Genomic DNA, 14,829 nt, shown 5'->3' on the forward strand with positions numbered 1-14,829 from the left:
GCGGTGGATCAGCTCTTGTGGAGCTTGAACACCCACACCGAACCGCCCTGCTCGAGGAAGTTCACCCGCTTGGCGACATCACCGCCCCACAGCGGCACCGCGCCACCCCAGCCGGAGACCACGGCGATGTACTGCTCGCCGTCCTGCTCCCAGGTGACCGGAGGTGCGACCACGCCGGAGCCGGTCTGGAAGCTCCACACTTCCTTGCCGGTGGTAGCGTCCAGCGCCTTCAGGTAGCCCTCAGGCGTGCCATAGAAGGCGAGGTTGCCGGCGGTGGTGAGCACACCACCCCACAGCGGGGCGTAGTTCTTGTTTTCCCACACGATCTTGCCGGTGACCGGATCGACCGCGCGCAGCGCGCCGATGTAGTCCTCGTTCAAGGCCTTGATGGTGAAGCCAGCGCCCAGGTAGGCGGCGCCTTTCTTGTACGACACGGGCTCGTTCCAGATGTCCATCGCCCACTCGTTGGCCGGCACGTAGAAGTAGCCGGTCTTCGGGTTGTAGGCGATCTGCTGCTGGTTCTTGCCGCCGAGGAAGGACGGTGCGGAGGTAACCACTTCGCCTTTCTTGCCGTCAGCGCCCTTGGTCGGGTCGCCGGGGCGATTGGCGTCGTCATACACCGGGCGGCCGGTCTTCAGGTCGATGCTCTTGGCCCAGGTGATCTTGTTCACGAACGGGAAAGCGTTGAGCAGCTTGCCGTTGGTGCGGTCGAGCACGAAGAAGAAGCCGTTGCGGTCGGCCTTGCCACCGGCCTTGATGGTCTTGCCGTCCTTGACGTAGTCGAAGGAGACAAACTCGTTCACCCCGTCGTAGTCCCAGCCGTCGTGCGGCGTGGTCTGATAGTGCCAAACGATCTTGCCGTTTTCCGGGTTGATCGCCACGGTGGAGGACGAGAACAGGTTGTCGCCCGGGCGCAGGTGGCTGTTCCACGGGGCCGGGTTGCCGGTGCCGGCGAAGATCAGGTTGGTTTCCGGATCGTAGGTGGCGCCGGCCCAGGTGGCTGCGCCGCCGGTCTTCCACAGGTCGCCCGGCCAGGTGGCGTTGGTGGTGCCGGAGATGCCGTTGTCCTTCGCTTTGCCGTCGGCGCCGTAGGTGTAGCCCATGTGGCCTTCGACCACCGGACGCACCCACTTCATCTTGCCGGTCAGGGCGTCTCGCGCCTCGACACGGCCGATCACGCCGAACTCACCGCCGGACACGCCGGAGATGACCATGCCTTTGACGATGATCGGTGCGGCGGTCATCGAGTAGCCGGCGTGGTAGTCGTCGACCTTCTCTTTCCACACCACCTTGCCGGTTTCACGGTTCAGCGCCACCAGTTGCGCGTCGAGCGTGCCGAAGATCACCAGATCACCAAACAGTGCGGCGCCGCGGTTGACCACGTCGCAACACGGCATGATGCCGTCGGGCAGGCGATGCTCGTATTTCCACAGCTTCTTGCCGGTCTTCACATCCAGCGCGAAGATGCGGCTGTAGGAGGCGGTGACGAACATCACGCCGTCGTGAATCAGCGGCTGCGATTCCTGCCCGCGCTGCTTCTCCCCGCCAAAAGACATCGACCACACCGGCACCAGATCTTTCACCGACTCGGTGTTGATCTTGTCCAGCGCCGAATAACGCTGCCCCTGCGTGCCCATGCCGAAAGACACCACATCGTTCGCGGTAGCCGCGTCCTGCACGATGTCGGCGTCGCTCACGCCTTTTGCCTGGATGCTGCCCATGCCCATCACCGAAGCGGCGATCAGCGAGACTGCGGCGGCCCAGTGCTTGTTGGATTTGCTCCTGCCTTCCATTGAGTAACCTCCTTGAGTTTTCTTGTCCTGCCCTGTGCTCACCCAGGCGGGCAAAACCAGGACATGGCAGGGGTCTTCCGCAAGAGGCATGCCATTGAGCGACACCTGTCGCACCTGGGCAGAGCGATCACCCATCAAGCGCGCGCCAACACTCGCTATCAGCACCGTCAACGAGTCCTGAACACGTATCGCGCCGCCCACCGCGCCCCGCGATCTGATCAGCCGCGGACGCACGGGCTGCTTCGAAACACGTCACGTGTTCCAAAGTGAAACACCTGTGCGGGCATGACACGCCATGCACCAACACAGCGCCGACGCACATGCACGCCAAACCCCGGCGGGTGGCAGCGATTGCGCGGCATCGACCCCGACCGCGCCGAGCTGGCACGCCGCTTGCGGTTATCAGCGCTATCAAACAGAGCGTGCACACCACGCCGATCAGGAGACATGAATGCCCGCACTGCCGCGCCTTGCCGTGCTTGGACTCGCCTTGTGGTCCGCGCTGGCGATTGCCGAGCCCGATCCGCTCGACTCCGCCCGCTGGGGCGACATGCGTGCGCAGCTCTTTGCCGCCGAGGCCACCGTGGTGTTCGACCCACGCGTGAGCGTCACCGGCCCGCTCACCGCCGAAGACGCGATGAACGTGCCCATCGCGGTCGACGCCACCGCGCTGCCCGAGGTGGTCGAGGTGCTGGTGTTTGCCGACTTCAACCCGATCACCAAGGTGCTGGCCTTCCGCCCCAAGGCAGCGCGGGCCGAGCTGGCCTTTCGTATCAAGCTGCAGCAGTCGTCGCCCGTGCGCGCCGCGGCCCGCACCGCCGATGGCGTGTGGCATGTGGGCGGCACCTGGGTCATCACCACCGGCGGCGGCTGCACCGTGCCCTCCACCGGCTCGGCCTCGCCCGAGTGGCAGCGCCGGCTCAATGAAGTGAGCGGGCGTATCTGGTCGCGCCCCGAGGGCAACCGGGTGCGCCTGCGCATCATCCACCCCATGGACACCGGCCTGGCCGCCAGCATCCCGGCCTTCTACATCGAGCAACTGGCCATCACCGACGGCCAGCAGCGCGTGCTGATGGAAATCGACGCTTTCGAGCCGGTCAGCGAGAACCCGCTGTTCACGCTCGACCTGCCGCCCACGGTGACCGACCTCGTCTCGGTGCAGATCACCGGCCGCGACAACAACGGCAACAAGGTCAACGCGCAGGTGGAACGATGAAGCGCCTGCTCGCCCTCCTCGCCCTCATTGCCGTACACGCCACCGCGGCCGGCTTCGACTACGCGCTCGCGCCGCGCCAGATCGCGCCTGACACCTGGGTGCTCGAAGGCGCGCAAGAAGACTTCTCCTTCGCAAACGGCGGTCGCATCGTCAATACCGCCTTCGTCGTCACCCCGGCCGGCGTGGTGGTGATCGACAGCGGTCCCTCGCGCCAGTACGGCGAACAGACCGTCGCCGCCATCGCGCGCATCACCGACCAGCCCATCGTCAAGGTGTGGATCACCCACCACCACCCCGACCACTTCCTCGGCAACCAGGCCTTTGCGCCCAAAACGCTGGGCGCCCTGGCGCGCACCCTCACCGACATCGAGACCGAAGGCAAAGCCTTCAACGAAAACATGTACCGCCTGGTTGGCGACGCCATGCGCGACACCGAGGTGGTGGTGCCGACCGAGGCGCTGGTGGCCGGCATCGTCGACATCGGCGGCCACCGCTTCGAACTGCTCGCGCTCGACGGCCACACCGCCGGCGACCTGGCCGTGCTCGACCACAGCACCGGCGTGCTCTTCGCCGGCGACCTGGTCTTCCATGACCGCACCCCCACCACCCCGCACGCCACCATCGCCCGCTGGCTCAACAGCCTCGACGTGCTCGAAGCGCTCCCCTTCAAGCACGTCGTACCCGGCCACGGCCCGGTCGCCGCCGACGCTGGCCCCATCCGCCAGACCCGCGACTACCTCAAATGGCTGGACGGCCTCCTCACCCAGAGCGCCGCCGCCGGACTCGACATGACCGAGGTCATGCGCCTGCCCCTGCCCAAGCTGTTCCGCCAGATGGCGGTGATCGACGCCGAGTTTCCACGCTCGGTCAGCCATCTGTACCCCGCGGCCGAAGAAGCCGCGCTCCACGTATCCAGCCATCCGGCCAAGCACTGACCCATGATCAAGCACACCCCCATCACCCTCCTGATCGCTGCCCTCGGCGCCGCGGCCCATGCGGCCGACCCCGCCACCCTCGGCACCCTCGAAGTGATCGGCACGGCCCCGCTGCCCGGCCTTGATGTGCCGCGCGACCACATCCCCTCGGCCATCCGCACACTCGACGACCGCGCGCTGCGCCATGCCGGCGGCGCCTCGCTGGCCGAGAATCTCCAGCGCCGCCTGCCCGGCGTGTCGATCAACGAAGTCACCGGCAACCCGCTGCAAGCCGACCTCAACTACCGCGGCTTCACCGCCAGCCCGCTCCTCGGCACACCGCAGGGCCTGTCAGTATTCATGGACGGCGTGCGCCTCAACGAAACCTTTGGCGACGTGGTCAGCTGGGATCTGATCCCCCAGTCGGCCATCGCCGACCTCACCCTCGCCCCCGGCGCCAACCCGCTCTACGGCCTCAACACCCAGGGCGGCGCCATCGGCCTGCACACCAAGCGCGGCGACACCCACCCCGGCGGCGAAGCCAGCCTGTCGAGCGGGTCATTCGGCCGAACGCGGGCCAGCCTGTCGCACGGCGGTTCCAAAGACGAACTGTCGTGGTTCGTTGCCGGCGACGCCCTGCGCGACGACGGCTGGCGCGAGCGCTCGCCCTCCGAGGCCGGCCAGCTCTTCGGCAAACTGGCCTGGACCACCGCCACCACCGACATCGCCCTCACCCTGGCCCAAGCCAACACCGACCTCATCGGCAACGGCCTGACCCCCACCAGCTTGCTGAGCGACGACCGCAACACCATATTCACCCACCCCGACCAGACCCGGAACCGCAGCACCCTGCTGGCGCTGTCGGCCAGCCACTGGCTCGGCGACAGCGACCGCCTCGCCGCCAACGCCTACCTGCGCCGCACCCGCTCGCGCACCCTCAACGGCGACGCCAACGACGACTACGAAGACGCCTACGAAAACTGGGTCACCGGCGGCATGATCGGCCCGGCCCCGGACGAAACCGGCGTGCTCAACCGCACCGCCACCGACCAGAACAGCGCCGGCCTCGGGCTGCAATGGACCCACTATGCCGAACGCCACCAGTTTGCCCTCGGCGTGAGCCACGACCGCGGCCACGCCCGCTTCTCGCAGACCGCGCAGGAAGGCGAACTGACCGACAACCGCGGCGTGGACACCGACGAAGCCAGCGAGCTGGAAAACAAACTCTCGGGCCGCACCCTCACCACCAGCGTGTATGTGACCGACACCTTCGCCCTGGCGCCCACGGTGCAACTGACCGCCGCCGCCCGCTTCAACCACACCCATGTCATCAACCGCGACAAGCTCAATCGCGTCTCTCCCAACCTCGACGGCGACTTCACCTACAACAAGCTCAACCCCGCGCTCGGCCTCACCTGGCAAGCCAGCCCGGCGCTCACCGTGTATGGCGGCATCAGCCAGAGCAACCGCGCCCCCAGCCCCATCGAACTGGGCTGTGCCGACCCGGCCAACCCCTGCACCCTGCCCAACGCCCTGGCCGCCGACCCCTTCCTTGAGCAGGTGGTCACCCGCAGCCTGGAGCTCGGCCTGCGCGGCCAAAGCGGCGAGGGCCTGCGCTGGCACGCCGGGCTGTTCCGCGCCACCAACCACGACGACATCCTGTTTGTCGGCACCTCCACCAGCGCCGGCTACTTCACCAACTTTGGCCAGACCCGCCGCCAGGGGCTGGAACTGGGCGCCAGCGGCAATGCCGGCACCTTCAACTGGCGCATCGACTACACCCTGCTCGACGCCACCTTCCGCAGCAGCGCCTGCCTGCTGGCCGAGAACAATGCCAGCCGCGGCCAGAGCGCCGAGTGCACCGCCGACGGCCAGGACGACGAGATCCTCATCTCGCGCGGCGACCAACTGCCGGGTCTGCCGCGCCACAGCCTCAAGCTCGGTGTGGACTGGCGCGCCACCGAGCACCTCACCCTCGGCGCCAGCGTGCTCGCCTACAGTGGCCAATATGCGCGCGGCAACGAGAACAACCAGCACCGCACCGGCAACGCCACCGACCGCTTCGGCGAGACCCGTACCTTCGACGACGACGGCAAGCTGCCCGGCTACGCCATCCTCAACCTCTCCGCCGACTACGCGCTCGGCCGCGGCTGGACGCTGTTCGGCCGCATCGACAACGTCTTCGACCAGCGCTACGCCACCGCCGCCGCGCTGGCCGAAAACCCCTTCGACAATGGCAGCTTCCAGGCCGACCCGGACGACTGGCGTCGCGAGCGTTTCGAAGCGCCGGGCACCCCGCGCGCCGGCTGGATCGGCGTGCGCTACGCCTGGGGCGGTCGCTGATGCACCCCCGCGCCCGCCTCGATACCCGCGTCAGCCTGGTGGTCACACTGGCCGCCGCGGCGCTGATGCTGTTTGGCGGCACGCTGTGGCTGGCCGCCACGCGCGACGCCATTCATGAGGAAATCGAGGCGGCGACGCGGGTGGCCGAACAATGGGTTGCCGTGCTCTCGCAAGACGCTGCGGCCGACCCCGAACACATCGTGCAGCAGCTGGCAGCGGTGGGCCGGGTACGCGCCAATACGCTAGAGGTGCACGAGGCCAGTGGCGCGCTGCGCTACCGCTCCCCCGCGCCGACCTACAAAGCCGGGCGCGACGCCCCGGCGTGGTTCGCCGCCCTGCTCACCCCCGACTTCGCGCCGCGCGTGATCACCGGCCCGAACTTGCACATCCGCCTGCTGCCCGATGCCTCGCGCTCGGTGCTCGACGCCTGGGACAACGCCATCGCCGCGGCCGGCTGGGCGCTGGCGATCCTTGTGCTGCTCGGCGTGGCCGTGCGTCGTGCCATCGACCGCGCGCTGGCCCCGCTCACCGAATTCGAAACCGCGCTCGCACACACGGGCGACGGCCGCTTCGACATTCGCCTGCCCCGCCAGCGCAGCCTGGAACTCGATCGCCTCGCCGAGCGCTACAACCAGATGGCGAGCCAGCTGGCCGCCTCGCTCGACCAGAACGCCCGCCTCGAAGAAGACCAGGCCTTTGCCCGCGCCGTCACCGCCCGGCTCGAAGAAGAGCGCCGCCAGCTCGCCCGTGAGCTGCACGACGAGTTCGGTCAGGGCATCACTGCCGTACGCGCCATCACCGGCGCCATCGCCCAGAAAAGCCGCGACGACGCCGGCCTGCACGGCAACGCCCAAGCCATTCTGGCCATGACCGGCCAGATGCAGGACGGCGTGCGCGCCATTCTCGAACGCCTGCGCCAGCCCGGTGCCGACACGCCCGCCCGGCTCGACGACGCGCTCGCCGCCTACTGCGCCCACTGGCGCAACTGCTACCCGGCGGTGGATATTCAACTCGGCCTCGCACCGCTGCCTGCCACGCTCGACGCCAGCTTCAGCCTCACCGTGCTGCGCTTGGTCCAAGAGGCGCTCACCAATGTGGCGCGCCACGCCAACGCGCATCATGTCAGCGTGCGGCTCGACGCCAACGACGCCGGCCTCGCGCTCACGATTGCCGACGACGGCCGCGGCTTTGACCCCGCCACGCCCACCGGCCGCCTCGGTCTCACCGGCATGCGCGAGCGCCTCGCCGCCCGCCATGGCCGGCTTCACATCGCCGCCACGCCCGGTGCCGGCACCACGCTCAGCATCCAACTCCCCTGGCCGAGCACCGCCACGGGCACGCACACACCGCAGCACGCCTACACCCCAGGAGAAGCCTCATGAGCCCCCAACCGCTGACCGGACTGCGCCTTGTCATTGCCGACGACCATGCCGTCGTACGCATGGGTTTTCGACTCCTGCTCGAAGGCGCCGGCGCCTCCGTGCTTGCGGAAGCGGAAAGTGGTGAGCAGGCCATCGCGCTGTTTGCCGAGCACCGACCCGACGCGCTGGTGATGGATGTGTCCATGCCCGGTCAGGGCGGGCTGGCCACGCTGGAACGCCTGACCGCCCACCACCGCGGCGCACGGGTGCTGATGCTCTCGGCCCATGACGACATGCAGATCCCGGCCCGCGCGCTCAAGGGCGGCGCTACCGGCTACCTGTGCAAACGCGCGCGACCCGACGAGCTGGTGCGCGCCGTGGGCTGTGTGGCGCGCGGCGAACGCTACATCGACCCGGATCTGGCGCCGCGCCTGGCGCTGGCACAGTTCAGCGACAGCGACCCGGTCGCGCAGTTGTCGGACAAGGAATTCACTGTCTTCAAGCAGCTCGCCCTCGGCCGCTCGGTGGCCGAAGTGGCCGACACCCACCACCTCGCCCCCAGCACGGTGGGCACGCATTTGTATCGCATCAAGCAAAAACTCAATGCCAGCAACGCCGCCGAACTGGCGCTGATCGCCGTGCGCAGCGGGCTGATCGAGGTGTGATCCGACACGACGCACGGCGCGCGCTGGCCCTGTGTGTCGGGCTGTTCGTCGCCGCGTCGACCACGGCCGGGCAACTGAGCCGGGCCGATATCGCACGGCGCATTTCGCCGCCGCTGGTCGTCGGCGAAAAACCGGCCGACACCCCGGCCTGGCCAATTAGCAGTGAGCTGACGCCCGACGCCGGCCCCGTCGGCTGGGTGTTCGAATCGATCGACCTCGCCCCCATCCCGGGCTTTGAAGGCACGCCCTACAACCTGCTCATCCAGATCGACACCACCGGCCAACTGCTCGACGTCGAACTGCTGCGCCAACACGAACCGGTGTTTCTCAGCGGTCTGGGCGAAGCCCCACTGCGCGACTTTCTTGCCCAATACGCGGGGCTGAACCTGAGCCAGTCGATCACCGTGTCCACCGCCTACTCGGATCGCAGCAACACGCGGCAAAGCCAGTCCGACCGCGTCGTGCTCGACGGCGTCACCAAGGCCACCGCCTCGGTGCGCATCGCCAACCAGACCGTGCTCACCGCCGCGCTCGCCGTGGCCCGCGCCCAGCTCGGCTTCGCCGGCCCGGCGCAGCACACACCACCGGCCGAGGTGCGTGAAGACCGCTTCGAGGTGCGCAGCTTCGCGCAACTACTCGCCGACGGCAGCATCGCGCGACTTCGCCTCACCCACGCCGATGTCGAAGCCTTGTTTGCCGGCACCGACGGCGCCGGGCTGGACAGCTCGGACGCGAGCCCCGACGCCCTCGTCACCGAACTCTATGTCGCCTATCTGAACGCACCAACCCTCGGCCGGGCGATTCTGGGCGACGCGGGCTACACGCATCTGCGCGGCTTTCTCGAACCCGGTCAGCACGCCTGGTGGGTCGCCACCGCCGGGCCCGACAGCCTCATCGACACGCACTTTGTGCGCGGCACGTCCCCCGAGCGCTTGAGCCTGCAGCAACACGGCACGCCCTTCGAGCTGCGAGATTTCGACACCGCCCCGGCCCCACCGCCCGGCGCGCCGGCGCTCAATGCCGCGCTGGTGCTGCGCACTTCGCCCTTGTCGGGGTTGGACCCGGCGGCCGAACAGACTTTCGAGCTGAGCTTTACCCGTCAGCGCGGGCAGATCCTGCCGCAACGCATCCACCGCAGCGCCACGCTGGCCTACACTCCGCCGGCAGACTACTTCCGCCTGCCCCCCGCCCCCCTGCCCGAGTGGCTGATCGCCTGGCGCGAGCGCGTGGTGGAGCTGTCGACCATTGGCCTCGCCCTGCTCATGCTCAGCATCGCGCTGACACGGCCGCGCTGGCTGAGCCGGTCGGCGCGCCGCTTGCGTATCTTCCGCCTCGGGTTTCTGGCCTTCACGCTGATCTATATCGGCTGGATTGCACAAGGTCAGTTGTCCATCGTGCAGATCACCGGCGCCATCAAGACACTGGCCGCCGGGCACGCGCTCACCAGTTTTCTGTACGACCCGGTGTCGCTGCTGATCATGGCTTTCACATTGCTGAGCTTTTTCATCTGGGGGCGCGGCAGCTTCTGCGGCTGGCTGTGCCCCTTTGGCGCGCTGCAGGAATTCGCCGCCGAGCTGGGCGCCCGCCTGGGCCTGCGAGCACGCCGCCTCCCGCCGCGCGTGGCGCTCGCGCTCGACCGCGGCCGCTACGGCATTCTGCTCGCACTGGTGCTCAGTGCCGCGCTGGCGCCGGCCATGGCGGAGCGTCTTGTCGAGGTGGAGCCCTTCAAGACCGCCATCACTGTCGGCTTCGACCGCGCCTGGCCTTTCGTGCTCTACGCACTCGGCCTGCTGGCGCTGGGCGCGGTGTATTACAAATTTTTCTGCCGCTACCTGTGTCCGTTGGGTGCAGCGATGGTCATTGGCGGCAAGCTGCGCGTGCTCGACTGGCTGCCGCGCCGCGCCGAATGCGGCCAGCCCTGCCAAACCTGCCGCCACCGCTGCGCCTACGACGCCATCGACCGAAACGGCAGCATTCGCTACAACGACTGCTTCCAGTGCCTGGACTGCGTCGGCATCTATCACGACGAGGCCCGCTGCGCGCCGCTCTTGCTGTATCGGCGCAAGGGCCGACGGGTTGGCACGATCAAGTCATCCTAGTCGCCGCCGTTAAGCATTGCATGGAGGCCCATCGCCTCAAGCCATGCAGGAGCGGCAGCGGATGCCCGATTCACTCAAACTGTCCGAACTCATCGGCGCGCTCAGTCACGCGCTCGACATGACCGAAGGCCAGCCCCCCGGCCACTGCGTGCGCTGCTGCTGGATCGGCACGCACATTGGCCGCGAGATCGGGATGAACGACGCCGATCTGTGGGAGCTGTATTACACGCTGCTGCTCAAGGATCTGGGTTGCAGCAGCAATGCCGCGCGCATCTGCGAGCTCTATCTGGCCGACGACCGTCAGTTCAAGCGCGACTTCAAGCTGATCGACGGCAGCCTGCCGCAGGTGCTCAACTTCGTGCTGCGTCACACCGGCCTGAAAACCGGGCTGGCCGAGCGCTTTCGCGCCATGATGACAATCTTCCGCGATGGCGAGCAGATCGCCCAGGAGCTGATCCAGACCCGCTGCCAGCGCGGTGCCGATATCGCCCGTCAGCTGCGCTTTGGCGAGCGGGTGGCGATGGGCGTGCATTCGCTCGACGAGCACTGGAACGGCAACGGCCGGCCCGATCGCCTGGCGGGCGACAACATTCCGCTGGTTGCGCGCATCGCGCTGCTGGCGCAGGTGGTCGATGTGTTTCACACCGCCGACGGCGCCGACGCCGCGCTGGCCGAGGCGGAAGAACGTGCCGGTAGCTGGTTCGATCCGTCGCTGGTCGCCGCGCTCAAACGCGCGGCGGCGGACCCCGCCTTCTGGGCCATGCTGAACGACCCGCAGCTCGACGCCGCGGTGTTTGCCCTCGAACCCGGGCGCACCGAAGTGGCGCTCGACGATGACTACCTCGACGAAATCGCCGCCGCCTTCGGCCAGGTGGTCGACGCCAAGAGCCCCTACACCTCAGGCCACAGCGCCCGGGTGGCGCTGTACACCGACATGATCGCCGAGTCGCTCGGCCTGTCGGCCGAGCGCCGGCGCTGGCTCAAGCGCGGCGCGCTGTTGCACGACGTGGGCAAACTGGGGGTGTCCAACGCCATCCTCGACAAACCCGGCAAGCTCGACGACGCCGAGTGGGCCGCGGTCAAGCTTCACGCAGCCCACACCGAAACCATCCTCCGGCGCATCCCCGCCTTTGATGAACTGGCGCGTGTCTCGGCGGCGCATCATGAGCGGCTCGACGGCGGCGGCTACCCGCGCGGCCTGAAGGCTGAGCACATCAGCACCGAGACGCGCATCATCACCACCGCCGACATCTTTGACGCGATCACCGCCGAGCGGCCCTACCGCGGCGCCATCCCGATTCCGAAAACGTTGGAGATCATGGCCGAGAACGTCGGCACGGCCATCGACGCACGCTGTTTCGACGCGCTCAAAGTCGCCCTCGCCCGCCTGGACACCACGCAGCCGGAGGCCGTCGCGCTGGCATGCTGAGGCGAACCCCAATATCTGTGCGCAGCGTTCATCGCTAGACTGAAAAGAACGCCACTCGCCGAGGCCCGCCATGGATTCACTCAGCTTCACCGATTTCGCATCGGCCAGCCGCGCGGTGCTCAGTTACCTGCATCGCAAACTTGGCTTCAAACTGTGGATGGTCACCCGCACCGAGGGTGAGGACTGGATCGTGCTCGATGCCGAAGACCACGGCTATGGCGTCGAAGCCGGCACGGTGTTTCGCTGGGCCGACTCTTTTTGCTCCGAGATGGTCAAGGGCAACGGCCCTCGCATCGCGCCGCAGTCAGACACAATCCCCGCCTACGCCACCGCACCGATCGGCCAGCAAGTCGAAATCAAAGCCTATATCGGACTGCCGCTGACCCGCGCCGATGGCAGCCTGTTTGGTACGCTTTGCGCCATCGACCCGGCGTATCAACCCGAATCAATCACCGAAGAGCTCCCGCAGATCGAACTGCTCGGCGCGCTGCTGAGCACCATCCTGCACTCCGAACTGAACGCGACCGACGAAAAAAGACGCGCCGAGCGCCTCGCCGCCGAGGCCATGACCGACGCGCAAACGGGGCTCTACAACCGTCGTGGCTGGGATGTGCTGGTGCGCCAGGAAGAGGCCCGGTGCCGTCGCTACGGTCACAAGGCGGCAATCCTTGTTGCCGATCTGGACGGTCTCAAGACCATCAACGACACACGTGGCCATGCCGCAGGCGACGCCCTGATCGCGCAAACCGCCGACGTTCTGCGTCGTTGCATTCGCAGCAACGACATCGTCGCGCGACTGGGCGGCGACGAATTCGGCATCCTGAGTGTGGAATGTGATCGCGCTGGCGCCGATGGCCTGTTCGAGCGCGTTCGTGCGGCCGCGCAAGACGCAGGTATCGAATTGTCGCTTGGCCTGGCCATGCGCGGCCATGTCACCGGGCTCGAAGCCACCTGCGAAGCCGCCGACCAGGCCATGTTCGAAGACAAACGGGCGCGCAAGGCCGCCCGCGACTGATCGCCCGGCCTCAGGCCGACGCGGCTTCGATCTGCTCCGACATCTCCAGCCAGCGGTCTTCATGCGCGGCCAGCTCGTCGGTCAGCTTTTGCACCTCGACCCCAATCTCGCCAATTTGCTGCGCTGACAAGGGCGAGGCCAGGCGCGCCTCAAGACCGTGCTTTTTGGTCTGCAGGTCGAGAATGGTCTGCTCGAGTTTGCCCAGATCGCGCTTGAGCCCCTTGAGCTCGGCGCTGTCCTTCTTGACGGGCGCGGGCGCGGCAGCGACCGGCGCAGCCTGCTTGGCCGCTTTCACGGATTCTTTCACGCTCTCGCGCACGCGCTTGGCTTCGTCGAGCAGATAGCGCTGGTAGTCGTCCAAGTCGCCATCGAAGGGTTCGATGCCGCCGCGCGACACCAGCCAGAACTCGTCGCACACCGAGCGCAGCAGCGAGCGGTCGTGGCTGACCAGCATCACCGTGCCTTCGAATTCGTTGAGCGCCATCGACAGCGCCTCGCGGGTGGCGAGGTCGAGGTGGTTGGTCGGTTCGTCGAGCAGCAGCAGGTTCGGGCGCTGCCACACCAGCATGCACAACACGAGGCGGGCTTTCTCGCCGCCGCTCATGGTGCCCACCGGCTGCTTGACCATGTCGCCGCTGAAATTGAAGGTACCGAGGAAAGTGCGCAAATCCTGCTCGCGACCACTCTGGCCGGCCGGCACGCCTTCCTTGGCCATGCGCACCATGTGTTCGAGCGGGTTGTCGAGCGGGCGCAGCACGTCGAGTTCCTGCTGGGCAAAATAGCCGATGTTCAGGCCCTTGCCCTCGATCACATCGCCGCTGATCGGCTTGAGCGCGCGCGCGATGGTTTTCACCAGCGTCGACTTGCCCTGGCCGTTGGCACCGAGAATGCCGATACGCTCACCGGCCATCACCGACTTGCTCACGCCGCTGACAATCACCGTCGAGGGCGTGCCGGCCGGCGCATCCTCGGCGGGCGGATAGCCAAAGCAGGCCGAGTCCATCGCCAGCATCGGGTTGGGCAGGTTGGCCGGCTCCTTGAATTCAAACGTGAAGTCCGCATTGGCCAGCACCGGCGCGAGGCGGTCCATGCGGTCCAGCGCCTTGACCCGGCTCTGCGCCTGCTTGGCCTTGCTGGCCTTGGCCTTGAAGCGGGCGATAAATTTTTGCAGGTGGGCGATCTTGTCCTGCTGCTTGGCGTAGGCGTTCTGCTGCAATTCCATCTGCAACGCGAGCGTGTCTTCAAAGGTGCTGTAGTTGCCGCCGTATCGCGTGAGCTTGGCGTGATCAATATGCAGCGTCACATCGGTGATCGCGTCGAGGAATTCGCGGTCGTGGCTGATCACCAGCAGCGTGCCGGCATAGCGTTTGAGCCAGGCTTCGAGCCACACCAGGGCGTCGAGGTCGAGGTGGTTGGTCGGCTCATCGAGCAGCAGCAGGTCGGACGGGCACATCAGCGCCCGCGCCAGCTGCAGACGCATCCGCCAACCGCCCGAGAAACTATTCACCGGGTTGCACAGTTCGGTGGTCTTAAAGCCGAGGCCGAGAATCAGCGCCTGTGCGCGGGCTTGCGCGTCATGTGCACCGGCGTCGTGCAGCGCCATGTAGGCATAGGCCATGCGCTCGCCGTCGTCGGCCGCTTCGGCCGCATGCACCTCGGCCTGCGCCGCCACCAGCGCGGTGTCGCCCTCGATCACGAAATCGGTCGCCGACTGATCGGTCTCCGGCATGTCCTGCGCCACCTGGCCCATACGCCATTGCGCGGGCACGCTGAAATCGCCGCCATCTTCTTGCAGCGTGCCATTGAGCAGCGCAAACAGCGTCGACTTGCCCGCCCCGTTGCGTCCCACCAGACCGACCTTCTCGCCGGGATTCAAAGTCGCCGAAGCGTTGTCCAGCACCACCTTGGCGCTACGGCGCAGGGTGACGCCTTTGAGAATGATCATGCGGGTGAAACTCCAGCGGGGTCTGGCAACAGCGTGCAGCAAGACGGAA

At 67.3% G+C, this 14,829-nt stretch carries 10 protein-coding genes; 8 read left to right on the top strand and 2 right to left on the bottom strand.

Annotated elements, in window-relative coordinates; genetic code table 11:
- Positions 1-8 precede the first annotated feature (8 nt).
- On the bottom strand, positions 9-1,793 hold the full coding sequence (locus FHP89_RS01785) for a methanol/ethanol family PQQ-dependent dehydrogenase (RefSeq protein WP_144176907.1): 1,785 nt from the start codon (positions 1,791-1,793) through the stop codon (positions 9-11).
- Positions 1,794-2,244: 451 nt separating this feature from the next.
- On the opposite strand from FHP89_RS01785, the gene FHP89_RS01790 reads away from it, so the two are divergent.
- From FHP89_RS01790 to FHP89_RS01825, 8 genes are all read left to right on the top strand, one after another.
- On the top strand, positions 2,245-3,009 hold the full coding sequence (locus tag FHP89_RS01790) for a quinoprotein dehydrogenase-associated SoxYZ-like carrier (protein ID WP_144176909.1): 765 nt from the start codon (positions 2,245-2,247) through the stop codon (positions 3,007-3,009).
- Positions 3,006-3,944, top strand: coding sequence for a quinoprotein relay system zinc metallohydrolase 1 (locus FHP89_RS01795; RefSeq protein ID WP_144176911.1), 939 nt, complete (start codon positions 3,006-3,008; stop codon positions 3,942-3,944). The genes FHP89_RS01790 and FHP89_RS01795 overlap by 4 nt, the downstream gene beginning before the upstream one ends.
- Before the next feature lie 3 nt (positions 3,945-3,947).
- The gene (locus FHP89_RS01800; protein WP_144176913.1) at positions 3,948-6,266 is read left to right on the top strand and encodes a TonB-dependent receptor; all 2,319 of its coding nucleotides are present in this window, start codon (positions 3,948-3,950) and stop codon (positions 6,264-6,266) included.
- Positions 6,266-7,648, top strand: coding sequence for a HAMP domain-containing sensor histidine kinase (locus FHP89_RS01805; RefSeq protein WP_144176915.1), 1,383 nt, complete (start codon positions 6,266-6,268; stop codon positions 7,646-7,648). The genes FHP89_RS01800 and FHP89_RS01805 overlap by 1 nt, the downstream gene beginning before the upstream one ends.
- On the top strand, positions 7,645-8,292 hold the full coding sequence (locus FHP89_RS01810; protein WP_144176917.1) for a response regulator: 648 nt from the start codon (positions 7,645-7,647) through the stop codon (positions 8,290-8,292). Before FHP89_RS01805 ends, FHP89_RS01810 begins: the two co-directional genes overlap by 4 nt.
- Positions 8,289-10,391, top strand: coding sequence for a 4Fe-4S binding protein (locus tag FHP89_RS01815; protein WP_222105294.1), 2,103 nt, complete (start codon positions 8,289-8,291; stop codon positions 10,389-10,391). Before FHP89_RS01810 ends, FHP89_RS01815 begins: the two co-directional genes overlap by 4 nt.
- Before the next feature lie 61 nt (positions 10,392-10,452).
- Positions 10,453-11,820 carry an HD-GYP domain-containing protein gene (locus FHP89_RS01820; RefSeq protein ID WP_144176919.1) on the top strand — a complete coding sequence of 456 codons (1,368 nt, stop codon included), beginning with the start codon at positions 10,453-10,455 and terminating at the stop codon, positions 11,818-11,820.
- A gap of 70 nt (positions 11,821-11,890) precedes the next feature.
- Positions 11,891-12,835: a sensor domain-containing diguanylate cyclase gene (locus tag FHP89_RS01825; RefSeq protein WP_144176921.1), complete on the top strand. Its 945-nt coding sequence runs from the start codon at positions 11,891-11,893 to the stop codon at positions 12,833-12,835.
- Positions 12,836-12,845: 10 nt separating this feature from the next.
- On the opposite strand, the gene FHP89_RS01830 is transcribed toward FHP89_RS01825, so the two are convergent.
- Positions 12,846-14,780: an ABC-F family ATP-binding cassette domain-containing protein gene (locus FHP89_RS01830; RefSeq protein ID WP_144176923.1), complete on the bottom strand. Its 1,935-nt coding sequence runs from the start codon at positions 14,778-14,780 to the stop codon at positions 12,846-12,848.
- Between the last annotated feature and the right edge of the window lie 49 nt (positions 14,781-14,829).

The organism is Denitromonas ohlonensis, from assembly GCF_007625205.1.
Classification (GTDB): domain Bacteria; phylum Pseudomonadota; class Gammaproteobacteria; order Burkholderiales; family Rhodocyclaceae; genus Nitrogeniibacter; species Nitrogeniibacter ohlonensis.